Raw genomic sequence first — 21,966 nt, 5'->3', positions numbered from 1 at the left:
CAGATCGTATCACGTCCCTGTAACCGCCTGAATACCTACCATGCTGCGGTATAATTGGAAAAGCACAGCAGGGGATCGATTCTTGTACCGCCGACATAAACTTCAAAATGCAGATGCGGGCCTGTGGACATTCCTGTGCTTCCCACGAAGCCGATGGTTTGGCCTTGTGTCACCGTTTGCCCGACACTGGCGCTCATTTGGCTCATGTGAGCGTAAAGGGTCTTATTCCCGTTGCCGTGGTCGATGATGACATAGTTTCCGTAGCCGCTCGCGTCGTAAGCTGCGGTTGTGACCACTCCGTCCGCAGCAGCCAATATTGCCGTTCCGTATCCCGCACCGATATCAATGCCGGTGTGGGTTTTGTAGATGCCCAGGATGGGATGCAGCCTGGTGCCAAAAAAGGAAGTTACATAGTCGCTGGCGGCGCTGGGCCAGATATAAAGGCCCTCCGCAATAACGCCCGTTCCGTCTCCTAGGTGTTTCAAACCCGTAATCAGGGTCATAAAATACTGGTCGTATTCGCCGCTCAGAAGTTCCTCCAACAGTTCGTTCTGGTCGTCGTTGAAACTATAGATTTCTGCCTGCTCCCGTGCGGTTCGCTGGGTAATGATGATGTGCAGAATGTACTCATACCATGTTCCGCCTTCGCTGTCGGTATGCTTTACGGTTTCTATCCAGTGGTCGATTTCTGTCATATCCCAAAACACTTCCCGGATAAGGTCAACACGGGTCTGGTCGATGGTGATAACATCCATGCCATCGTCGGTCAGGGAGGTTTTGACGGCGAACGCAGCCAGAATGTCTATCCAAATATTGCCTCGGCTGCCTCCGGTGCCGACGTACTGAACATCCAGCGTATCCCATGTATTGTCGTTCTTAATCTCTTCTATCCGCTGGTTATATTCCTCGTTCACTTCCTGTATCACGACGGAGACAGGTGTTACATCTGCATCCTTGTTCTCGTCGGAAAAAAGGATACCAAAAGGAGAGGATACCAAGGCGGCTACAGCGATTATAATTATGAACAAGATAAGGACGGACCCGCCTGTGCCCACCAAGGCAGCAAGTCCCTTGACCAACGCGGCGGTGGCCTTGACAGTCAGTTTGACCATCCTGATGGTAAATCTGGCGGCGGCTCTTGCCGCCTGCGATGTACGCTGTGCTGCTTTTGCGGTTGCCTGTGTGGTCTTGGATGCGGCTTTAGCCGCGGCCTGAAAGTTTTTTACTCCGGTTTTGGCGGTCTGTCCGGCAGTCTTGATTGATTTTCGAACCGTTTTAATTGTGCTCTTGGCGTTTTCCTTTACGGTCTTACTGCCTGGCCGGGCAGATTGCCTAACAGCGTGGCCTGTGCCGCTGATGTTGGATTGGACTGTACGCTCTGTTATTTTTTCGGTCGGTCTGAACACGGAAGATTGAATAGTCTGTGTGGTTTTGGTTTCAACCGCTTGGATTTCTCTATTTTTGATAAACCGTGCCTTCGTTTTGCCCTGAACGAACCGTCGTTTTGCTAATTCGCTCGGCTTGGAAAGGGTATATTTTCGCCTCGCCGTTTCCTTTGCTTTGGATTGGACGACTTTTTGCTGTGCCGGTCGCCTTGTCTGTGTGAGGACATTTTGTTGCTCAAATTCTATTTTAGTCTTTGATAGGGCAGCTTGTTTTCCTTTATTAGAGGAAGCCGCACTTCGGTTGCCCGCTTGGGAATTGCCGGTTCCGGCGCGGGAGGTTTGCTCCGTCGTATATTCATCGGCAGCATTGGCGTGATAGGTGCCCGGTCGGGCATTGCGGCGTTCCTTGATTATCTGAACGGCTTTTTTGCCCTGACGCTTTATGCTATGAGCAGCTTCACGGGTGACAGTTTCCGTACCTCCCTTAATCCTATCCTCCGCATATTCTGTAAAACTATTATGCTCCGGCTGCTGCTTCTGTCCCATCTGCTCCTTGGTACGGATATAGGCGTTTTTTGCCCTGTGGGACACATCGGCGGCTTTATCCAACACCTTAATGTCCTTAATGGTAGATTTGATTTTGATTTCCCTCAATACGCGCACCTCCCTTCAGAATAGTACCGCTCATTATCGGGCTTTTTTGGAAAGCCGGGGCGCGGAGAGCTCCATACTCCGGCAATATTCAGGATAACGCAGCCGAATGGCTTCAAAAAAGTAGGGCGCAAAACCACAGTCAAACAGTTTATAAGGTGCGGAATACTGTTCTTTTCCTTCTTCCGTCCAGCCGTTCCAGAGGTTAAAGGCCAGACGGCAAAGGCGGCGCGTACCGCCCGTTTGCCAGGGAGCCAAAAGGCCGTCCGGTTCAATCCCACCGTTTTTAAAATCAAAGAGGGTACGAATATTGCGCCTTGTTTCCTCACAGATTCCCATCGCATAGAAAAACGCCTGGTGATAGGAATCGTTATTACGGGTTTTGAGAAGCATTTGAGTATAAAAGCTTTTGTGTTCCTTGCTTGCAAAGCGGATGGTTTCCATTGTGTGTTCCTCCTTTATAGTAAAAATAAACGGCTGACCGGAATACGGCCAGCCGTTTGCATATATAAGGTTCTGTCAGATTTGTGCCTATTCGCCCGGTTTCGTCGTCATGAGGTGGTAGAGTTTGGTGTTGCGCGGGAATTGATCGGTAAAAGGCACAAGGGAACTGCCCACCTTGATAAGGCCATTCCCCGCGTCCACGTTGGTGATGTAGGAAAGCTGAAGGTCGGAAATGCTTAAGAGCTTGGCAAGTTCGATCCGGTCGGTGCTGGCCTGGTTGAGCATAACGATAAATTCGCTGTTGGCCAGCATGGTGCGGGCGGTATGGCTCTGCAAAAGATCGTCCACATTCTGAGTAATGCCTGTGCAAAAAGCACCATACTTGCGGACGCGTTTCCAGAGGGTGAACAGAAAATTGGCGCTGTACTCATGCTGGAACAGGAGATAGATTTCATCAATGATAATGAAGGTGTTTTTGCCCTTGGCTCGGTTCTGCGTAATGCGGTTTAAGATGCTGTCCAATACAACCAGCATTCCGATAGGGAGAAGCTGCTTGCCCAAGTCAAGAATGTCGTAACAGATCAGGCGGTTGTTCACGTCCACGTTGGTGGGTTTGGCAAAGGTATTCAGGCTGCCGGAAGTAAAAAGCTCAATGGCCAGGGCGATTTCCTGGGCTTCCGGCTCCGTCTGATTCAAAAGCTCTCCGTGGAAGTCCTGTAAGGTGGGAGGGTTATCTCGGTAGTTGCTTTGCAGATACCTCCGGTACACGCTGGCTGTGCAGCGGTCAATAAGGGATTTCTGCTTTGCGCCCAGGTTCTGACCGCCAATAAGCTGCTCACACAAGGACAGGACAAATTCCGATTTGAGGATAACCGGATTTGCGCCGTCGCCGTAATCCTTGCTCATATCCATTGCATTGATATGGTTTGGAGAGGTCGCGGAGATGTGGATAATCTCGCCGCCCATTGCTTTGACAAGGGAGGAATACTCCCTTTCCGGGTCGATCAGGATAATGTCGTCGTCGCTGGAAAGAATCTGATTGATGACCTCACGTTTGGCTGTAAAGCTCTTGCCGGAGCCTGATACCCCCAGGATAAAACTATTGCCGTTTAACAGGTGTTTACGGTTGGCGATAATCATATTTTTGGAAATGACGTTCTGACCGTAGTAAATGCCGCCGCCGTGGGCGATTTCCTGCGCACGGAAGGGAATAAACACGGCTGTACTTTCGGTGGTCAGCGTCCGTATTGCATCAATTTTCCGCAGGCCGTAAGGCAGCGCTGTGTTCAGTCCGTCCATCTGCTGGTAGGTCAGGGTGGAGAGCTGGCACAGGTGTTTCCGCGCTGTGGTCAGCAGGGTTTCTGTGTCGCTGTCAAGCTGTTCCTTGGTTTCTGCGATATGAACTATTGTGAGAACGGCGAACATCATCCGCTGGTCGCGGGTGGTTAGGTCATCCAAAAATTCCTTGCTTTCCTTCCGCTGTTGCTCCATGTCGTAGGGTACGACAGCAGAAAAATTGTTGTTGGAATTCTGGCGGCGCTGCCAGTTGGTGATGTTGGTTTCAACGCCCAGTAAACGGTTTTCCACCTCCCGCACGGCTTCGTCCGTTGGGATGGGAATGATGTCGAGTGACATTAGCATATTCCGGTTCAGGTCGCAAAGCTCGGATACCATACTGTCCTTGATATAGCTGGCATATTCTCGCAGAAAGATGACGCGCCCGAATCTGCCGCCCATGCGGAAGTAATCTTTTTCAAATTCAAAGGTATCGGGGCAGATATAATCCTTAAAGTCATGCCCTTTTCTCATGGTGTCTGACAGGTCGAAATGGAAATCCGTTTCCTCGCCAGAGCGGAAAAAGTCATGAAAGATTCTGAGGCGGTCGGTGGTATCCAGCTCCACGCATTTGGAACCCAGGTGGGAAAAGTGGGTAATCAGGTCGGTGCCGATGCGGGAAAAGTAATTGCGGGCTTCTTCAACGTTCTTTTTTGCCACTGACACGGTGACATATTTGTCCTGCACGATACTGTTAGCGCCTGTGGCCTTGTCAATCAGCATCTCGTTGTACTCCTTGCGGTATTCATCCAAAGGATTGTCACAGAGGGGTATTAAGATGGAGTTTTCAAAGTCCGTCCTGTTCAGGCGTCGGTTGTTGATGGTGATTTTGGTGGTGGCTCCGCTGTCAAAGGAATTAAGCAGTTCAGAATAAGACAGGAACATCGCTTCCTTATCTTCCTTGGAAGCCACCGCATAATTGATGTCCTCAAAGCGAAAGGATTTGGAAAATTTGTTGCCCACACGAAAAATCCCGTCCGGCCAGATGGCACGGATTGGGATTGCCTGCTGTACGCCCTTGGGAATGACAAACTTCTCCTTGTCCTGCTTCATAATTTTTTGAAGGGTCTTAATCATGGCGCTTGTATTCCTCCTTCTTGTGATTTTCAATTGCGGATTTCAGGGCTTCATAGTAGCTGTTAGCGGGATAGAAGGTTAGCTTTTTAGGCATAAGAAACTCCGATTTGATGTACGCCCATAAAAACTGCTCCGCCGTCATGCCGTGATACTTGATAAAGCCCAGCGCCGCAAAGGGGGCGGCTCCTATAATGCACATCCAGCTTACGGTTTCCGTACCGAAGTAATCCCGCAGACCGAAATAGATGCCCACAGCGATACCCACGGCCAGGACAGAAAAAAGGAACTGCCGCAGGGACAGTCCAAAAAACATACTTTCGGTATAATCCCGGATTTCCCGGTTGATCTTGACTTCCAAAATTCAATCACCTCCAAATAAAAAAAGCGCCTTGTAATAAAGCGCGGTTGGACTGTTTGTTTTATCGTTCCTGTTGGTTTTTCCTTTGTCGTTCCTGCTCTTTTAGTATCTTGACAACCAATTCATCAACCTTGCGATTTTGCACCATAAACGCCTCATCCTGATTGAGGGGGATGCCTTTTTCCCAGGCTTTGTCAGCAAGTCTGTTGAGTTTTTCCTTCTCTGTTTTCAGCTTTTCATCTAAATTGGGCTTTTTCATGTTGAACCTCTTTCGTGGCAATAATTTTTTACACTTGCGCCGCGTGATATAATGGAAATAATAAACTGCATAAGAAGGAGTGTCCATTATGCCAACCGCAGCAATCGTTTCCCTCTGCCTTACGGCGGCGTTGCTCATTCTCTCCTTTATATTTAGAGTGGCCGGAAAGCTCCGTCTTGGTATTTCGCTTATTTATGTGCTCGTCGCTGTTGTCAGCACCTTTTTTACACGATGGACGACAGAACATGAGTCGTTGGTTCTAATGGGGTTGTATATCATCATTGGCCTGACCGCGTTAAGCTGGATTGTGTCACTGATAAAGGCGATACAGCGCAGACGGGACGAGAAATACTTTGAGGATGATGTCGCATGGCAGATTCGGCGGGCAAGGGAGATGGGCCTACCTCTTGAAAAAGTTCAGTTTAACGAGCAGGGAGATTTGCTTGATCCAAGAACAGGAAAACCTGTCGTTTATGGCGAAGGCGTTCAGTTCAAGGATATATAAAGATACCGGATTTTCATTTCCGTTATCTTTTCATAACCCTGTCATTCGTCTTTATCACCGAGCCTCGGTATTCCGGCTCGGAGCTTTCGGCTGCAAATCTGTTGGCCTTTTGCCGTCAAACGGCTTGACAAAATTAACATAGTTCACGGCATAGATGGCATTGCCGTTAAGCCGACGTTGCCATGCGCCCTCCCGCGGGGACCAATGAAATCCCTTGCGCTTCAAAACGGTGCATTTTTGAACATTATAGTCCCATCATTTCCCGTACTACCCGGTCGGCCATTTTGACAGCGCCCACCAGCACCAGCATGTTAAAAATCAACTCCCCTATATACGCCCATACCATTGTCACGGCGCTGGCGCTGGTATCCACCATCGGCGGGGAGGACGCAAAGACAGAGAAGATAATACAGGCCAAAACAATGATCGCTCCCTCCAGGCATACGGCGGCGTAGCCTTTTAGAAAGGCTTTGCCGACGCTCTGGCTCGGTTCTCCCGCAAAGGAGGCCAGAGGAACGGGGGCGATTGCCGTGTAAAGGTAGAGCTTAAAGAACCGGCCATAGACCGACAGAATCATGATGAAAGACAGCACCGTGATGAACAGGCCCCCGATGAGTGTCACCGCCCACAAAGGGATGCTGTCTAAAAAACCACATTCCTCAACAGCCCTCACAATTTCATTCGGCAAAATAGTGTTCGTTGTCGTACCGAAGCCTGCGCTGTTCATGATAGTGGAGATGATTCCCTGCACGATATTGAACAGTGCCATCATCAGCTCCAGTCCGTAGGTGACAACGCCCTTTGCCAGAGCAAAGCGTATAAATAGCTTCAGAGCGTGTTCCGGTTTTTTTACCTCGGCAAAGCTGCCGCAGGTCTTGACTACACCAATGACGAAGAACAATACCAGCAGGGCAAGGCCGATGGCCTGCAATGCACCGTGAATATTTACAATGACGTTCCAGATGCCACCGCCCTTAAATTCTGTGGGAGATTGGGTGACGATCTGCCAGATTTCCGCCAGTTTATTGTTCCAGGTTTGCAGGGCATTGTTGAGATTATCAATCACCCAGTTGCCGTTTTCCAAATAAACTCACCTCGTTTCCAAGGCAAAGCCCGCGCATGAAGCGCGGGTCTGCCTTTATTGATCGTTACCGGCATGAGTCATCCCTGCCGGGCACTTTGTCCCTGATAACGCCGTATTTGTCATCCACATAGAAATGATTGACGAACGGGTTGTAGATCGCATGGCACTTGATACCGTTATATTCGGCGAGATAATCGTTGTCGCCCAGCCTTTTGACGATGGTCGCTTCCCGCAACTCGCCGTTCAGCGAATGAATGTGCATTTTTTCAGTGATCGGAAATGTATTAAAGATGGCAATTAACCTCCTGTGATTAGATTCAGAATTTCTTTCGCAAAGGTAATGATGACACCACCCGCAAGGGTAAGGAAACCGTTGGCTCTTTGGGAAGGGTCGTGCGATTTGAGGGAAAGGCCGATCTGCACAATGCCGAAGCCCAGCAGGATTAGCCCGATGGCGCGAATTAGTCCGAAGATAAAGTCGGACAGGTTATTGATTACCTGCAGAGGGTCGTTTGCCGCATAAGCGGGAGTAATAAAAAGGGTCAGTATCAATACCAGTACGCAGTAGATGAAAAACCCTCTTTTGATTTTCTTGGATAGCTTCATAAAAGTATTCCTCCTGTTTTTAAGATTGGAATAGGGTTTCGAGTTCTTCCTCAGAAAGAAGCTCATAGTCGCTTTCCTCGTTTAAGGTCACGGCTTGCCAATCCAGCGCATATTCCGTGCCGCCGTGCTGGAACGGCTTGCCACTGCCGTCAACGGTCAGCTTTACGTTGGGATGTTTGAGAATATCAAATTTTTCGTCTTGGATAGGACGTTCCCCACGGATAAACAAAAGGGCGTAACGGTTATCCAGCATCCGCACCTCGTCCGGGGTCAAAAGCTCCCGCCCCGAAAGCTGATAATTGATGGAATAGCTGCCGCTTCGCCCTTTGCTCTGTCCGTAGGTGTTCATGTCGATGGTTTCCTTGCCTAAAAGCTCGGAAACATACTTATGGGTGCTTTGCTCATTGCCGCCCAGGTAAAGAAATTCGTCGCAGTTGCCCACAATGGATTCCCAGGTGTCTTTGAACAGGGCTTTTAACTGCGCCAGATTTTGCAGGATGATGGATACGGATATTTCTCTTGAACGCATGGTAGAAAGGAGCTTGTCAAACTCATCCGGCAGGGCCACATTCGCAAACTCGTCCATGACAAAATGGACATGGACGGGCAGACGGCCTCCGTACTTATAGTCTGCAAGGTACATGAGGCTTTGGAAAAGCTGGGTGTAGAGCATTCCGACAATAAAGTTGAAGCTGCTGTCATTGTCAGGAATTACGGCAAACAGCGCGGTCTTTTTCTCCCCGATAGAGGGCAGTTCCATTTCATCCGCCGTGGTAATTCCGGCGATGGTGGACAGGTTGAACTTCTCCAAACGGACGCCCAGGCTGATTAAAATAGATTTGGCGGTCTTGCCCGCCGCCAGCTTGAAGATGTTGTACTGCTTCACCGCCAGATGCTCCGGCTCCCGCATGGCAAGGCGCTCAAACAGCTCGTCAAGGGGGCTTTGGTAGGTTTCGTCATCCTCCCGCACCTCAGCGGCGGCGATCATTTCCATGACCATCGGGAAATTCTGCTCATTCTTTGGCGCTTCGTACAGCAGATAGAGGATAAGCGCCTCCAAAAGTGCCGTTTCGGAACGCTCCCAAAAGGGGTCGTTGGTATTGCTTCCTTTCGGTGTGGTATTGCGGATCAGGTTGGTAACGAGCTTCAGTACGTCCTTGTCATCTTTGAGATAGGCGAAAGGATTGTAGCAGTGGGACAGGGGCATATTGATTAAATCCAGCACCTTAATTTCGTAGCCCTTTGCTTTGAGCAGGTTTCCGGTATCTCTTAAAATTTCTCCTTTGGGGTCAAGAATGACAAAAGAGGTATTGGCCTGCATGACGTTGGGCTTGGCGTAAAACCTCGTTTTGCCTGAACCGGAGCCGCCCACCACCATGACATTCAGATTCCGTTTGTGCTTCCTGCCGTCTAGACCGATGCGGACGCTCTGTGTCAGGAGCTTGTTTTTCCGCGGGTCTTTATCGCGGTATTTTTTATTAACAGCCGCCGCGCCGCCCCAGCGGGCGCTGCCGTGTTCCTCCCTGCGCCGGTAATTACGTTTGGTGGAAAAATAAATCCCGATGCCCATGCCGTAGGCGGCGACAAAGAGCAGGATGCACTTGGTTGTATTGTCCACCCATTGGATGTGAAACGGGTCGTTCATCGCCGCCGTGAGGTTTGCAAGGATTTCGGGAAGTCCCCCAGCAAGGAAAGGGGCGGTCAGCAAGGCTGCCCACACCACGGGAATTAAAAAAACCGCAAAGAGTATCAGGTTACTCCTTGCGGTTTCATCGCGTTTCATCATTGCTCCTGCGCTTTTGCTTTCTGGTCGGGGCGTCTATGGTTTTCAAAAGCAGGTCGTCCACGGCATCGGTGGGGCGTTTTTCTTCGATCAGGTCGTTTCGCAGTTCATTGAGGGCGTTGACCATGACACCATGCTCATACTGGTCAAGGGTCAACACCCGTTTTTCCTCCTTCATGGCTGATTCCTCCCATTATCGTTCCGGCTCCTGCCGCTTTTGCTGCCGCTGCTGGTTAAGCATCCGGTACATCCGGCCGGAGATTTCTCCCGCAGCCTCCCTGATGACGGACAGTTCGGCGCGGATCTCCTGTGGTTCCAGTGCGGCCAACTCTTGGGGAGCGCCGTCAAAATGATAAAAGCCGCCTGTTTCCACGCCGTATTGTTTGCATAACATATACGACGCACAATAAGCATGAAAACCATGCTTGGTGCGGTTGTAGCTTCCGTCGCCTTTGTCCATTTCCGCGTGGGCAAGCTCCTGGGAAAGAGCGCGGAAGATGCTGCCCGCGTCCATGCCCCGCCGGATTTGGATTTCCCGCGTGTCCGGCCGGTACAGGGCGTTCACGCCGCTCGGTAGGGTTTCACTGATACGGATGGGGGTGGGCGCGTGATCCATCAGTGCCTTGAGGCGGGTACGCTCATCGGAATAGGAGGGTGTTTCCCGCTTGCGGCTATTCCCGGTCTGAGAGATGTCGAACATCTTTTTGGGGTTGTAGCTGATGCCGGTGGTTCCGTCCTCACGCTGGTATTCCTCGCCTGGCTCCAGGATGTAGAATCCGGATTCCTTTTTGCGAATGTACGCGCCTTGCTCCTTCCAAGTGTCAAAGTCCGCAATGCGGGTGGCATTGGGTTTTTGTGCAAGGATTAAAAGAGCGTTGGATACGCTGTAGCGGTCAAAACGGCTCTGCATATCCAGATAGCCCTGAAACTTTGTGCCGTCCTGGGATACGGCTGCTGCCGTGTCGTCGATCATGCCATAGACCATTTCCCGCTGCTCCTGCTTTTTCTGAGCCCATGCCTCCTTGTCAAAGGGAAGGCCGTTTTGAAGGGCGGGCTGCTCATTTTCACGCCGGAAAAGATCATCAAAATTACTCATAGGGTTTACCTCGCTTTCGGTTTTTTAGATTTGGCCTTTGTTTTCGGCCCGTTGGATTTAGATGGCATTTTGTCGGCTTTAGATTTCTCTTTGGCCGGTTCACGCTTGGGTTCCGCTTGCTCCTTTTGCGCCTCCCGGATTCCCTTCAGCTCCTGACGGACGGATTTCCGTTCCGGCTCACTCGTACCCTCGGCGGATTTCCCGCTGTATTCGGAGGTAGGCTCGGACGGAAGGGGTTTCTCCGTCTTCGCCGTCGTGGGGTTTGGGTTGTCGATTTGCTCCTTGACCGGCTCCGGCGGGTCGGGCTTTGCCATAAGCTCATCCAGAAAATCGTCCGTGCTTTTTTCGGTGGGTGTTCCTTTTTCGGCAGAGGCTTTTTCATCCGGTGTTTTCTCCGCTTGTTTAGCGGCTCTGGATTTCTGGATTTCGCTCTTGATGCTTGCGGTATCTACTGTCGCCAGCTTGAAGCGTTCCACAATACGGTTGATTTTAGAAGCGTCCTCGGCCCGCACCATAATGTCACACATCCCGTCCAGGCTCTTTTTGTCACGCAACGCACAGTACAGAACGCCATAGCGTTTGGCTTCATAGGTAAATTGCTTTAAGTCCTCGTTTCTGACCGCAAAGACTTTTAGCTCCTTGCCGCTGCGTAAAAGGCTTTCCAGGCGGGTTTTGCCCCTGTTTTTTTTCTGGTCCTTCAGCACGGCATACAGATAGGTGACAAGGTTTTTTGCACCCTCGCCGGAGATTTTGGCAACCACCTCAATCCCTTTAAGACTCATATTGACGATTTGATCCGCTGCGTCGGCCCCGCTGTTCATAGGTCTTTTCCTCCTTTCGCTGCTCAATTTCCTCCTGCCTAATCCGGGACAGCTTTTCCTGCATCTCCCCGGAACGGGAGAGGATACCCGTACAGAGCTTCACCTCCTTGCGAAGCAGGGAGAGCTTTTTGGAAAGCTCTTTGATTTGCGCCTTATATGCCGATATCTGTTCCTCGTTTTTACAGCGGCGTATTCGGTTGTATAAAGATTTACGGTCGGTGTACAGGGCGCTCATTTCCTGCTCCACGCTTTTTTGATATGTTAAAAGCTGTTCCTTGCTCGAAATAAGGTGAGCGCAGAGCAGCTTGGTTTGCGCGGTGATTTCCGCCAGATGCCGGAGATCTTCGCGCAATAAAAAATGCGTCCGTTTGCTGGACGCACGTTTCCGGGGGAGAATCCCCATCTTATATAAATAGTGAAAATACAGGGCTCGCAGGCCGGTTATCCTTTTATTGGTTTTTACAGGGCTCTTCATGGTATAGCGTTTTTGTTTCGGCTCCGGTAGAGGCGGAGGGCGTTTGGGACTCCGATTTTGCAGGATGCGCTGCTTGATGGCCTCCTCGGTATAATCATTCCCCAAAGTCTTGAGCCGGACAAAACGCTCCTTTCCCGGGGGTCGAACCGCTATATATTTCACGCCGGTTTTCACCTCATAGCCCTGTCCCCGGAGGGAAGCAATAAGCTGAGTAAAGGTCATGGAGGCAGCAATGGCTTTATCCACATCCTCACGGATTAAGCCCCGCCAGGTGGGTGTACCTTCCTGTTCGGCCTTCCATTCGGCATAGTGCTTGGAATTGCCCGGCTTTGGGTTTTCAATGATGGACAGGGAGTATTCACGGCACAGCCGGTCGGAGGTCTGCCGCATGAGGGCATAGGTGGCATTGTTGTCGTAATACCGCTTGCCGTCAATGAAGGATACGGAGTTCAGGACAAAATGATTATGAAGATGCTCCTTGTCAAGATGAGTGGAGACTACTACTTCAAAGCGGTCGCCCCATAGCCCTTTTGCCAGCTTTACGCCGATAGCATGAGCGGTTTCAGGGGTGGCCTCTCCCGGTGCAAAGGCTTGGTAGCCGTGAAAGGCCAGAATGCCGTCCGTCTTTTGAAATTGGAGCTTAGTCCGGCTCATTTGCTCACAGGCGGTATCAATATCACAGTTGATTCCGGTTACATAGAATTGCTTTTCGGTCTTAGCATCCTGCTGAGTATAGTCCAACACATTTCGCATGCCCCGAAAGTCGGGGCTGGAAAAATCAAGGTTCTCTGTCTTTTGAGGATTGGTGGCGTAGTCGATCACTCGGTCAAGGCGGTCGGTTATATCCCATATTGCTGTGGTTGCCATAGATCATCGCTCCGGTTCTCCATGTTTTTTTACCATAGGGTAATCCGCAAGACTGTCTTGCCTATCACATTCTCCCGGCTTACTGCGGTGATTTTTCGTCATATATTGATAAGCCTGCGTATAAGCGGAGATTTCTTCTGCTTCTTCGAAGACGGCTTGGCTGTCCGGCTTGAGCATCCTTGTCTTGTAGTCCGCAAAATTTTGAGCAATGCGGTTGATTAGCCGCATTTTCTCATCCATCGGTATTCCTCCTTTCCGGGGCTGTGACCGCCTGTATAATATCCTGAACCGCCTTTCTGAGCCGGTTGGCTTCATACTGAAATACCGTCGTGTCAATATGCCCGGTGGCATTGGCCTTTGCCGCGATCTGGTTCAGGTTGCTGCCGATGGCATGAAGCTCTCTCGTCATGGAAAAGTAATCGGGAGGGGGCAGTTCCTTGGGTACATAGCCGTTGATAAGGGAACGAATAAATGCTTCCTGTGAAAGTCCTGATTTTTTTACCTGCTTGGCAAGGTTCTGTTGTTCCTGGACATTGAGCCGGATAAGGACTGGAATTCCCCGTTTTCTCATCGTTCAGGCTCCTTTCGTGCAGGGTGCAAAAGCGCGGCGTCCTTCATAATTAACATTGATTTTGTAATTAAAATAGAGAGAAGCGTAAGGGGTATTAGGGGCAGAAGCCCCTAACAAGTGAATTTGGATAGCCAAATTCAGTGCTTGCTGCAACACAAGACAGGGTCTTGTGTTGAAAGAGTGGTTACGCTTGTTCTCAAGGATAACCAGCCGAAAAAGAAAGAGCAGGAGGTCATCGCCCTGCTCATCTTAATATTTAATTAGATTATTTTTATAGGTGGTCTTTGTATTTGAGCTTACCACTCTATTTTGATTTTCCTCTTGATTCGTGCCTCGCCTTGGATAATATGTAAGGATACAGCAAGTAGCTGCATACCCTTTTCAATGCAGGGCATTAATACTTCGTAAAATGGTGAAACACGATCAATTTGGATCTGCTCCACATACGGACTCAAGGAAGCAATGACAAGGGCTGCATTATATCCTCTATCCATCAATGAGGATATCTCTTTAAGTTGCTTGAGGGTTCGCTGAGAAAAAACGGTTGGAAACACCGCGCCCTTCCTTAAAGAAAGTATACTCTTAACCTCCAGAAGAGTGCTGCTATTTGCGATGAATAGATCGCTTTTATAAGAGCCGATTTTATATTCCCTATAAATTTCAGACCGTTTGCCGAGAGTGGAAAAGCATCTTTTTTTAATATCTCGCTCAATCACACTGTTGACTTTTCCAATGTTTAGAAAGATATGATTGCGCTTATAGGGAACGGCAAACAATGAAAACTTTGTCCTTGCGCTCGGTGCTTCTGTCGGGAGCAGAAGCACTCGCTTTCCATGTAGGTCGATGAAATTATCAAGACGGCAGGAGGATGGGACATAGCATTCTATGGCCTCATCCTCCACCATAACCTCGCATATAAAGCGGTTTTTCCGCTCTTTTATGAATATGCCCTCTATGGGCTTCTCTGATGAAATCACACGTGTTATGCTCCTTATTTTTTGGACTCGATGAAGCTTAATAGCTGCTCCTCAGAAATATAAAAGCCTTGCATTCTAATGATATCACTATCGGTCATCAGCAGCATATCGCCTTTGCCTAGCAAATCCTCGGCACCAGCGCGATCCAGAATCGTCTGAGAATCGACATGAGAGGGCAGCCTGAAGGATGCACGATATGGTAACACGGCCTTTAATGATGAGGTTACAATTGTTGCTCTGGGCTGCTGAGTAGCAATGACTAAATGGATACCTAAATTACGTACTCGCTGAGCAAGCATGCAGAGATTGGTTTCAAAACTCCTTCGCACATCCTTACCCTGTAGCTCTGCGGCCTGCACTAAATCTGCATACTCATCAATTATTACAACCAATCGCTTCATGCGCTTATCTGGATTTTTTCCGTTATAGGAATCAATATCTCGACTATTAACTGAACGAATAAGCTGGGTACGTATCTCTTTTTCCTTACTATTAATAAGCTCTAACGCATCCAGTGCTTCATTGGCATCAGTCAGAACCCTTTGCCCTCGAAGATGCGGAATACCCTCGAAGAAATGAAAGTCTGTCTGCTTTGGATCTACAATAAGAAGCTCCAAATCCTCTGGACCAAGCTTCTGTAACAGGCTGACGATTATTGAGTATAAAAATACTGTTTTGCCTGAGCCGGTAGTTCCTGCAATAAGCATGTGAGGAGCTCTTGCCAAATCAATAAGCTGATATGAGCCATCTGGTGTCTGTCCAGCTAAGACATTAAGTGAGCCTGCGCCATTATTTAGCCTATGCAGATTTTCGAGCAGTATCAAGGGCTTTCCAATGTCTGCAAGGGGAACATCCATGCCAACATATCGGGTACCCTTAATATTATCAATGAAGATTTCACCAAAGGCTTCAAGCTCACGTGCAATATCCTGGCTCTTATCCATCAGCTTTTTAATAGTCTCGCCAGGCTTCAACTCAATTTTGAAACGTGTAAAGCGTGCGGCCTGCTGTACAAGGCTTTCATCCACAGGGTTAGCCTTAATTCCATACCCCTTGAGGATAATATTCAGGCGAATGCATTTCTCCTTGATCTCAGGGCTAATCACAGGCTCGTTGACAGATGCTGAGAGAGTCTGTCCTTCGTCAGCTTGTGCTTTTGCCGTCGATGCAGTGTCATCAGCATTCTGTGAGTGTTCCTCTACAGCAGCATGCGCTCCTGGCTGTTCAGCAGACTGCTCCTGAGTAGCAGGGGTAGCCTGCTCCACCGGTGTCTCCTGCATATTTGAGGGTACCGGATCAGGGGTACTTTCCAGATGAGTAGTTTCTGTGTTAGTAAGTAAAGCCTGTATATCCGAGCTGCCAAGCCTAAGTAGCCTAAAGCTTTCATGTGATGCATCGCCCTCGCCAGGATATATCTCCTCAGAGGTCGTAGCACTTTCAAAATCGACATGACATATTGTCTTTGTAAGGCCAAAGGCGTACTTACCAGCAAACAGCCCATTAAGCCATTGAGTATGCTCATATTTTTCATCAGACGATAGCTCTGAATGGAACAGGCACTCAAAGACTTGTTCTCGGAGAATTTCCTTTCGTGATACAGTGGTGATTTTCTCGCTATAGCCAAACATTTCACTCAATAATCCCTCAAGTATTAAGGTCTGCTCCACAGCATGTCCAGAGATAGTACCCTGTGTAATGGTGTAGTCGGCATGAGTTTTGACCTCAATAATATCAATCTGTGGTGCAGTATCCTGCGAAGAAAACCGAAGTCCGATTAAATCTGGAAGTTTACCATCCTCGCGATCCGACAACCATTCACGGGCAAGCTGAGTATCAAGGCCTACCAAAAGTGATGCCGGGTGCCTTTGCTTGTAGTGTATTGCGGCAAGTGCAAGTCCAAGGCTGCCCTTGCCATGATTTTGATCAAAAATGCTATTTGTGGAGTGTGAGGCAATGCTCAGCAGTCCATCATCATTAATGTCTCTTATTGCCCTTATAACATTTTTAACGCCGTCATCATTTGGGATATAGTTACCCAAGGACGCAATAAGCTGATTGTAGCCGAGGACGAACTTACCGCTGTTTTTTGAATATATCCCGATGGAACGGTAATCATAGCCCTTATAAAACAGCTTTTCGCTTGCTGACCGCAGAGATATATCCCAGCTTTTTAGATTCTGGTCAAGGATCATCAGCCAGTCTGCAAGACCAAGCAGTTGCTTGTAGGTATCCTCCTGCAGGGGAGAATTCATAAATACGCTTCGATGTCCAAAGGATGAGGGCTGCTCACGAAGCTTTTCCAGGATTCCTGCATAATCAGCAAATATTCCGCCCTCGTTAGCAGGTCGAATTCTTACACTCCCCTGAATACGGTTGTATTCATAGACCTTGGGTACGCATAGGGGATGGATATGGATATGTCGGCTATTACGTGCCAAATCAATTTGCTTCTCATTGGGATCAAAAACGACAAGTAGATGTTGCTCACGATTTAGCCTGCAAATAATTTCTGTGTATGAGAGCTTTTGGTTTACAATTGAAAGGTTAAAGCGTCCGGACTTTTTGCCCTTAATCTTGCCAAGCATTCCCTCATTCAAGGACTTGTCTTGAATCTCCATCCAATCAGAGGAAGCCTCCTTGGTTCGATATATGGACAGATCAATGCCGACCGAACCAAAGGCTGCAAATTCCTTATCCTTATCAAGCCTTTTGAGCATATCGACGACAGCCTCTACTGTGGGAGGATTTATAAGGGTAATGCGTAGCATCATGCTTGAATGCGGATAAAGGCACATATACCGGATAATGCCCTGCTGCACAGCCTCCATCCCCGTTTCACCCTCGTTGATTTGAGGCTTGGTGGAATATACTGGCAAGCAACCAATTCTGCCTGCAATTGGCAGGCATTCAGAGCTTTCAGCAATGCTGTTCGGCACAAGCACCAATGTCAGAGGATCTGGGATATCCTCAGCCTTACGAATAATGAAGGTCTTGTCATCCTCCGAGAGATAGCAGTCCTGACCATCCTCAAGCCTACCCGACTCCAGCATCTCCTGTGCCAGCTTAATGTATTTCCACAGGTAAAGGGGATGGAGTGGTGTAGGGATCACATGGCTACTGTCTGTACCAAGCACATATAAAAAGTCCAGAGAGATAATGGTGTTGACAATATCCTTTGCTCCAACTGAATCCACGCTCCACAGGACCGCAAAATGATTTTTAATTGAGATCAGCAGCCGTTCATAGGAGGAAAGGTATTCTGCAAAGTCCTTATATTTGTTAATCACCTGAAGCATAGGGATATCCTGCAGACGCTTGCTATAAGGAAGTATTTTTTCCCTGCATAAAGCAAACGCCTCAAAGGATGAGAAAATTTCCTCGGCGGCCTCAGAATCAGTGATGTATCGTTTTGCTCTGCTTAAATACTCTCTGATACGTTTGTTGGTGTAGCTGGCATCAAAAGGGTCGAGCTCATATTTTTTCAGTGCGTCAAGAACGTCCTTGGGGTTTTTTACCTCTGCATAGATCCTGCCACCCCAATATTCCTCTGTTGATACAGTCTGTGCAATGGCTTCAGTTGTAGGTTCAACATAGATCTTCATTTTTGCGCTGCCTACGGATATTTCCACCTTATCAGCCTTGTCAGTGTCCGAGCGCTCATCGACGGCCTGCTGTACCTTATCAATAACCTCATCAATTTGATCGAGATCATTATCAAATACTAATTGTGCCGCAGCAGTGGTTGCGTTTACTGTTGAAGCCTTAGAATTTTTCTTTGGATTAGAGCCTGTCGATGTTGCGGCACTTTTCAGGCATTTTTCAACCTCGTCAACATCCATCTGCCTTAATAGCTCAATATCCCTTGTTCGATAATAGTTTAGGATTAGCCTTGTTAGCTCATTGTCAGGGTTAACGGAGGCGTAGCTTGTGATATTCTGACGCTCCTTTTGCTCAAGGCTGCTGATTTTTCGGGTCAGCTCGTGATTACGTTTTATTTTTGAGCGGAAGTCATCTATTGTCGGCGCACCTATTCCAAAGCCCTTATGCGCAAGCAGGCCCAGCATATACAGATTGTCTGATATGGCCTGTGGTAATTGCTCTGATGGGGTGTTAAGCAATGCCTCAAGGTAGCAAAGCACCCTTTCAAAATTCAGTATGCTTCTGATATCTTGACGCCCCAGGGCTTTAAGCAGGTTTGCAATGGTATCATTTGAGGGCGAGAGAGTTTTCCTCACATATTCGCAGCTTCTTTTATATACCTGATCCATGCCTATAGTGTCGTACCAGCGCAACGAGGATACTTTTTCAAGCTCCTGATTTTTTACGATATGCACTCGAAATACATCCTCGGCACCACTGTTTCTGGAGTCCTCAGCCTCCTCTACAGTAAAGAAATAGCAAACATCATTAATTTGAGGAAGGCTGCTTTGCAAATGCGCAAGCTGCTCTCTTTGAAAGCCGAGAAAATAGATTTCTAAGCGCTTGCGCTGCTTAATGCCTTGGACTAGCAGGCTGTAGTCCAGCTCTGGCAAATTTATTATGGAAACGCCAAAGCCATCTGCATTTTCTTTGGCCATTACAGCTTGAATAATTACCTTAGTTAGAAGCGTTTGCATTTTACAGCCCCCATCCTATTATAGTAACACCATCGGCATATCTTTTTGCCAAGCCCATGGTAATAAGCATATCGGCAATGGAGCGGGCATTGCTTGCTAATTCACCGCGTAAATCCTCAGGTGCGTCTTGCGCAATTTTAGCTTGATCCAATAAGGAATAATCCTTATCAGTATCGGTACCAATTAGTATGTAGTATTGCGATCTCAAAAGCTCTCCAAGCTCACGTAGCTCAATGCCATCGGGCATGCCCTTCAGGTTTACAGTGCTTAAAACAATGGTTTCAAGCAGAAAGCGATGAATAAGCAATCTCTTAAACTTAGCTCCGCCACCGGGTCCTACCAATCCCGCTCTTGTTCCCAGTACGCGGCAGAAATCGGAGGGAGTATTGTTTGGGTATGTAAACGTATAGATAGCAAACTGAAGTGCCCGCGACAAGGCTCTTAATGGTTCATCTCCGCCAGCATAAAAGGTTTCAAAGTATTGTAATAAGGCATCACGGGCATTCTTCCTCTCCTTAGCAGACTTTAACGGCATGCCTTTAATGAAAGCTCTGCATGCGTCCACACTCGTAATGTCCGCTACAAGCCTTTCCCTACGTATGATATCCTCAAGCAGGTTAACGGCATACGCTTCAACAGACTTTTTACATGCAATGTAGCACAGCTCACTTGCACGCTCAATGGCATCTAAATCAGAGAAGGAATCAAGTAAAAGCGGAATCCTATCGCCTTTGTATTCTGCGTTATTTACGTCAACCAAATAATAATACGACGCAAAAGCGGCGTAATTTACCATACGTTTCAGCACAAGAAGTGAGTTGCGGGCTTGACCAGTATAATGCATATTTGCGGTCAGATTATCAAAGCCCTTTCTTATGGCCTGTTTGCTACTATTTAAGCTAATGCTTTGGATGTTGATTTCAACATCCAATATGCGCTCCTTATCCTTATAAGCGCTTGTTAATATTGGTTTTATGAGGCGAGAGATATCGTCGTCGTCATCCTTAAGAGCAGCTTTTATAAGCTCAATCGCAGGAGAAGCCTTTCCATTAATGGGACAGCTAAGGATTTCATAAATGAAATCCCCTATCCTTGCTTCAGCCTTAAAGGAAGGGCGTACAAGCCAACGTGAAGGTATATTCATTACAGAATCTTGATAGCTTGGATAAACTGTTGAATCAGGATTGAAAACTTGCTCAAGGACGAACCGAGCCTCCTTAATGTCGTCAATTGACTCATTCGCACCACGTACCAGAATATGCTGATATTTATCTCGTATTTCTGATGACTTTAAAATTCTATCGCTATTTCTTCGTTCACTTACAATCCATTCATGAATGTCCTTAGTGTCACAAATTGTCCTCAAGCAGGACCGGAATAAGGCGTTTGCAATGGAAAGAGGCTTTGTAGAATTCGAGGTTGTATTGAAGCCAAGTGCAGCCCCAATTTCTGCACCATATTCATCTAATATATCTACTTCACGCGCCATTAGAATTCACCCCCGTCATGAAAGCTATATTTATTGTCCTCAATAAATATCTTTTTCCTTGAGCCCTCTCGTCGGTTGGCTATCAAGAGCTCTCCATCACCATAGTCTCTTGCGGCGGAGGTTGCGGCTAAGGCCTGTGTAAACTGGGAGATAGCCTGCTCATATTGCCTCGAAAGCAGACTGGCAGGATATCCATTTTTAATGCTTATAAGACCACGCAATAACGTCACGTCTATTTCGAGCTTCGGTGAGTTATTGTCCCTTTTTAGCTTTATAACAAGGCTGTCTGGTGTAAATTCCATATCCTTCAGCCAGGAGATTGGCTCAGGATAGACCAAATCAAGATCTAAGGCATCGACATATTTTGTTGAGACGGCAGCGCCAGTTTCACGGCTAAGATCATAGCTGTGCGAGGTCCAAATTCTTAACCGCTCCTTTTCATCGTCTGTTGACAGAAACAAACGATTCATTGAGTTAATAAGCATGTTAAGGATGCCTCTTTTACTGCGTGTACTGCCTAGGCTTACAAAAATGCTTTCACAGTAAGTGTAATCAACAGGCTGAAGTTCGCTTAGCCCCTTGGAGTATATGTTTTCAAAATAGAATTTACGCTTTATAGATTTAAATAGCTTTGTTGCCTCCTCGACGCTTTCATCAGTAAGCTCTTTTGGCCATTTTGGAGGGGCACCCATAAGCCAGCCGTCTGTTTTTTCCCCGTTCCATAGCTGCTCGTCCAGGCTGGGTTTAGAAAGGAGAACGGGATCAAACTGAGCAATAAAGGACATTAGCTCGTTTTCGCCAGAGAACAATGCATCATAGTAATAGCTATTAATATCCTCGTCATCTACTGTGCAGGTAGTCATGGCATAGGCAAGCGTACCAAGGACATCTCGAATAGCAAAATGCTCTCCGCTCATTGCAACCAGATTAAAAAGCCGCAGAAGTTGATCAATTACAAGCTTGTTTTGCAGTGCCGTTACATTATAGTCAAGCACAGGATTAACACCAGCGCTGTCCTTTAATAGCTCCACAAATTTGCTTACAATGGATGGAACCATGCTACGATCCTTATCAAGCAAATTTCTCTCGTTTAAGTCTATGATGCAAATACGGCGCAGCTGAAAGATAGAATAGTCATAAATAATAACGTTTTTTTTCACATTTATCAGCTCATTATGTAGCTCTGGAGCAAGCTCTCTTGAGGCTCTTATAAGCTTAAAGAACGGGAATTCATTTGCTGCAATTATGCAGCTTTTATTATTGTGGTAGCATTCAACAATTTTTCTGATGACATCGTTCATTTTCTCATCAGTGACACTGTTCATATCCTTTTCGATATAAACACCCTTTTGTGCCAGCTTTGCTTCCATGGCACGAATAATATACGTTTTACCGTCACCTGGATTTCCGGTGAGAAACACGATGCGATTGGCATCCACCATTTCCTCAACGATTCGCTCAACGCCGGAGGGAATATGGAGCAGGGCTATTTCGTCCTCAGTAAGAGAGTCAGAATAACAATTCTTCCCGTTATAGAGCTTTTTGATAAATTGTAGGCTGTTCATAA

The 21,966-nt window shown here is 47.7% G+C and carries 20 protein-coding genes; 1 reads left to right on the top strand and 19 read right to left on the bottom strand.

Going from position 1 to position 21,966, the window contains the following annotated elements:
- Window positions 1-35: 35 nt before the first annotated feature.
- The 5 genes from V6C11_RS05485 to V6C11_RS05465 form a co-directional block, all read right to left on the bottom strand.
- A complete protein-coding gene (locus V6C11_RS05485; RefSeq protein WP_333530095.1) occupies window positions 36-2,039 on the bottom strand; it encodes a peptidoglycan DD-metalloendopeptidase family protein in 2,004 nt (667 codons plus the stop codon).
- Window positions 2,040-2,072: 33 nt separating this feature from the next.
- Window positions 2,073-2,480: a DUF6075 family protein gene (locus V6C11_RS05480; protein ID WP_333530094.1), complete on the bottom strand. Its 408-nt coding sequence runs from the start codon at window positions 2,478-2,480 to the stop codon at window positions 2,073-2,075.
- 87 nt (window positions 2,481-2,567) lie between these two features.
- On the bottom strand, window positions 2,568-4,892 hold the full coding sequence (locus tag V6C11_RS05475) for a VirB4-like conjugal transfer ATPase, CD1110 family (RefSeq protein ID WP_333530093.1): 2,325 nt from the start codon (window positions 4,890-4,892) through the stop codon (window positions 2,568-2,570).
- On the bottom strand, window positions 4,885-5,250 hold the full coding sequence (locus V6C11_RS05470) for a PrgI family protein (RefSeq protein ID WP_333530092.1): 366 nt from the start codon (window positions 5,248-5,250) through the stop codon (window positions 4,885-4,887). Before V6C11_RS05470 ends, V6C11_RS05475 begins: the two co-directional genes overlap by 8 nt.
- A 61-nt stretch (window positions 5,251-5,311) precedes the next feature.
- Entirely contained in the window at window positions 5,312-5,509 is a 198-nt protein-coding gene (locus V6C11_RS05465) for a hypothetical protein (protein WP_333530091.1), read from the bottom strand.
- An 88-nt stretch (window positions 5,510-5,597) separates the two neighbouring features.
- Between V6C11_RS05465 and V6C11_RS05460 the strand changes: the two genes are divergently transcribed.
- Window positions 5,598-6,014, top strand: a complete 417-nt coding sequence (locus V6C11_RS05460) for a hypothetical protein (protein ID WP_333530089.1) — start codon at window positions 5,598-5,600, stop codon at window positions 6,012-6,014.
- 244 nt (window positions 6,015-6,258) lie between these two features.
- Here the strand turns inward: V6C11_RS05460 and V6C11_RS05455 are convergent, their stop codons facing one another.
- The 14 genes from V6C11_RS05455 to V6C11_RS05390 form a co-directional block, all read right to left on the bottom strand.
- Complete coding sequence (locus V6C11_RS05455; protein WP_333530088.1) at window positions 6,259-7,098, bottom strand: hypothetical protein; 840 nt, start codon at window positions 7,096-7,098, stop codon at window positions 6,259-6,261.
- Between the two features lie 64 nt (window positions 7,099-7,162).
- Window positions 7,163-7,360 (bottom strand): hypothetical protein, encoded by a 198-nt coding sequence (locus tag V6C11_RS05450; RefSeq protein WP_333530087.1) that lies wholly within the window; start codon window positions 7,358-7,360, stop codon window positions 7,163-7,165.
- A gap of 35 nt (window positions 7,361-7,395) precedes the next feature.
- Window positions 7,396-7,704: a TrbC/VirB2 family protein gene (locus V6C11_RS05445; protein ID WP_442886037.1), complete on the bottom strand. Its 309-nt coding sequence runs from the start codon at window positions 7,702-7,704 to the stop codon at window positions 7,396-7,398.
- 19 nt (window positions 7,705-7,723) lie between these two features.
- The gene (locus V6C11_RS05440; protein WP_333530085.1) at window positions 7,724-9,487 is read right to left on the bottom strand and encodes a VirD4-like conjugal transfer protein, CD1115 family; all 1,764 of its coding nucleotides are present in this window, start codon (window positions 9,485-9,487) and stop codon (window positions 7,724-7,726) included.
- Window positions 9,474-9,665: a hypothetical protein gene (locus V6C11_RS05435; protein ID WP_333530084.1), complete on the bottom strand. Its 192-nt coding sequence runs from the start codon at window positions 9,663-9,665 to the stop codon at window positions 9,474-9,476. Before V6C11_RS05435 ends, V6C11_RS05440 begins: the two co-directional genes overlap by 14 nt.
- 15 nt (window positions 9,666-9,680) lie before the next feature.
- Complete coding sequence (locus tag V6C11_RS05430; protein ID WP_333530082.1) at window positions 9,681-10,583, bottom strand: ArdC-like ssDNA-binding domain-containing protein; 903 nt, start codon at window positions 10,581-10,583, stop codon at window positions 9,681-9,683.
- A gap of 5 nt (window positions 10,584-10,588) precedes the next feature.
- On the bottom strand, window positions 10,589-11,404 hold the full coding sequence (locus V6C11_RS05425; RefSeq protein ID WP_333530081.1) for a DUF3801 domain-containing protein: 816 nt from the start codon (window positions 11,402-11,404) through the stop codon (window positions 10,589-10,591).
- A complete protein-coding gene (locus V6C11_RS05420; RefSeq protein WP_333530080.1) occupies window positions 11,355-12,746 on the bottom strand; it encodes a relaxase/mobilization nuclease domain-containing protein in 1,392 nt (463 codons plus the stop codon). The genes V6C11_RS05425 and V6C11_RS05420 overlap by 50 nt, the downstream gene beginning before the upstream one ends.
- A gap of 3 nt (window positions 12,747-12,749) precedes the next feature.
- Window positions 12,750-12,986: a hypothetical protein gene (locus V6C11_RS05415; protein WP_333530079.1), complete on the bottom strand. Its 237-nt coding sequence runs from the start codon at window positions 12,984-12,986 to the stop codon at window positions 12,750-12,752.
- Window positions 12,979-13,317, bottom strand: a complete 339-nt coding sequence (locus tag V6C11_RS05410) for a plasmid mobilization protein (protein WP_333530078.1) — start codon at window positions 13,315-13,317, stop codon at window positions 12,979-12,981. Before V6C11_RS05410 ends, V6C11_RS05415 begins: the two co-directional genes overlap by 8 nt.
- A 296-nt stretch (window positions 13,318-13,613) precedes the next feature.
- Entirely contained in the window at window positions 13,614-14,294 is a 681-nt protein-coding gene (locus V6C11_RS05405; protein WP_333530077.1) for a DNA/RNA nuclease SfsA, read from the bottom strand.
- A 14-nt stretch (window positions 14,295-14,308) separates the two neighbouring features.
- Window positions 14,309-18,910 carry an FtsK/SpoIIIE domain-containing protein gene (locus V6C11_RS05400; protein ID WP_333530076.1) on the bottom strand — a complete coding sequence of 1,534 codons (4,602 nt, stop codon included), beginning with the start codon at window positions 18,908-18,910 and terminating at the stop codon, window positions 14,309-14,311.
- A 1-nt stretch (window position 18,911) separates the two neighbouring features.
- Window positions 18,912-20,399 (bottom strand): hypothetical protein, encoded by a 1,488-nt coding sequence (locus V6C11_RS05395; RefSeq protein WP_333530074.1) that lies wholly within the window; start codon window positions 20,397-20,399, stop codon window positions 18,912-18,914.
- Complete coding sequence (locus V6C11_RS05390) at window positions 20,399-21,964, bottom strand: hypothetical protein (RefSeq protein WP_333530073.1); 1,566 nt, start codon at window positions 21,962-21,964, stop codon at window positions 20,399-20,401. The genes V6C11_RS05395 and V6C11_RS05390 overlap by 1 nt, the downstream gene beginning before the upstream one ends.
- Between the last annotated feature and the right edge of the window lie 2 nt (window positions 21,965-21,966).

Origin of the sequence: Desulfotomaculum sp. 1211_IL3151, assembly GCF_036763075.1 — a bacterium.
GTDB lineage: Bacteria > Bacillota > Desulfotomaculia > Desulfotomaculales > Desulfotomaculaceae > Desulfotomaculum.
Note: the sequence above shows the minus strand (reverse complement) of the source record. Positions and strands in the feature narration are given on the sequence as shown.

Bases quoted from the DNA above. Each gene is read 5' to 3' on its own strand.
- V6C11_RS05480 (WP_333530094.1), bottom strand. From the start codon at position 2,480: ATGGAAACCATCCGCTTTGCAAGCAAGGAACACAAAAGCTTTTATACT.
- V6C11_RS05475 (WP_333530093.1), bottom strand. From the start codon at position 4,892: ATGATTAAGACCCTTCAAAAAATTATGAAGCAGGACAAGGAGAAGTTT.
- V6C11_RS05465 (WP_333530091.1), bottom strand. From the start codon at position 5,509: ATGAAAAAGCCCAATTTAGATGAAAAGCTGAAAACAGAGAAGGAAAAA.
- V6C11_RS05460 (WP_333530089.1), top strand. From the start codon at position 5,598: ATGCCAACCGCAGCAATCGTTTCCCTCTGCCTTACGGCGGCGTTGCTC.
- V6C11_RS05450 (WP_333530087.1), bottom strand. From the start codon at position 7,360: ATGCACATTCATTCGCTGAACGGCGAGTTGCGGGAAGCGACCATCGTC.
- V6C11_RS05445 (WP_442886037.1), bottom strand. From the start codon at position 7,704: ATGAAGCTATCCAAGAAAATCAAAAGAGGGTTTTTCATCTACTGCGTA.
- V6C11_RS05440 (WP_333530085.1), bottom strand. From the start codon at position 9,487: ATGAAACGCGATGAAACCGCAAGGAGTAACCTGATACTCTTTGCGGTT.
- V6C11_RS05435 (WP_333530084.1), bottom strand. From the start codon at position 9,665: ATGAAGGAGGAAAAACGGGTGTTGACCCTTGACCAGTATGAGCATGGT.
- V6C11_RS05430 (WP_333530082.1), bottom strand. From the start codon at position 10,583: ATGAGTAATTTTGATGATCTTTTCCGGCGTGAAAATGAGCAGCCCGCC.
- V6C11_RS05425 (WP_333530081.1), bottom strand. From the start codon at position 11,404: ATGAACAGCGGGGCCGACGCAGCGGATCAAATCGTCAATATGAGTCTT.
- V6C11_RS05420 (WP_333530080.1), bottom strand. From the start codon at position 12,746: ATGGCAACCACAGCAATATGGGATATAACCGACCGCCTTGACCGAGTG.
- V6C11_RS05415 (WP_333530079.1), bottom strand. From the start codon at position 12,986: ATGGATGAGAAAATGCGGCTAATCAACCGCATTGCTCAAAATTTTGCG.
- V6C11_RS05410 (WP_333530078.1), bottom strand. From the start codon at position 13,317: ATGAGAAAACGGGGAATTCCAGTCCTTATCCGGCTCAATGTCCAGGAA.
- V6C11_RS05400 (WP_333530076.1), bottom strand. From the start codon at position 18,910: ATGCAAACGCTTCTAACTAAGGTAATTATTCAAGCTGTAATGGCCAAA.
- V6C11_RS05395 (WP_333530074.1), bottom strand. From the start codon at position 20,399: ATGGCGCGTGAAGTAGATATATTAGATGAATATGGTGCAGAAATTGGG.
- V6C11_RS05390 (WP_333530073.1), bottom strand. From the start codon at position 21,964: ATGAACAGCCTACAATTTATCAAAAAGCTCTATAACGGGAAGAATTGT.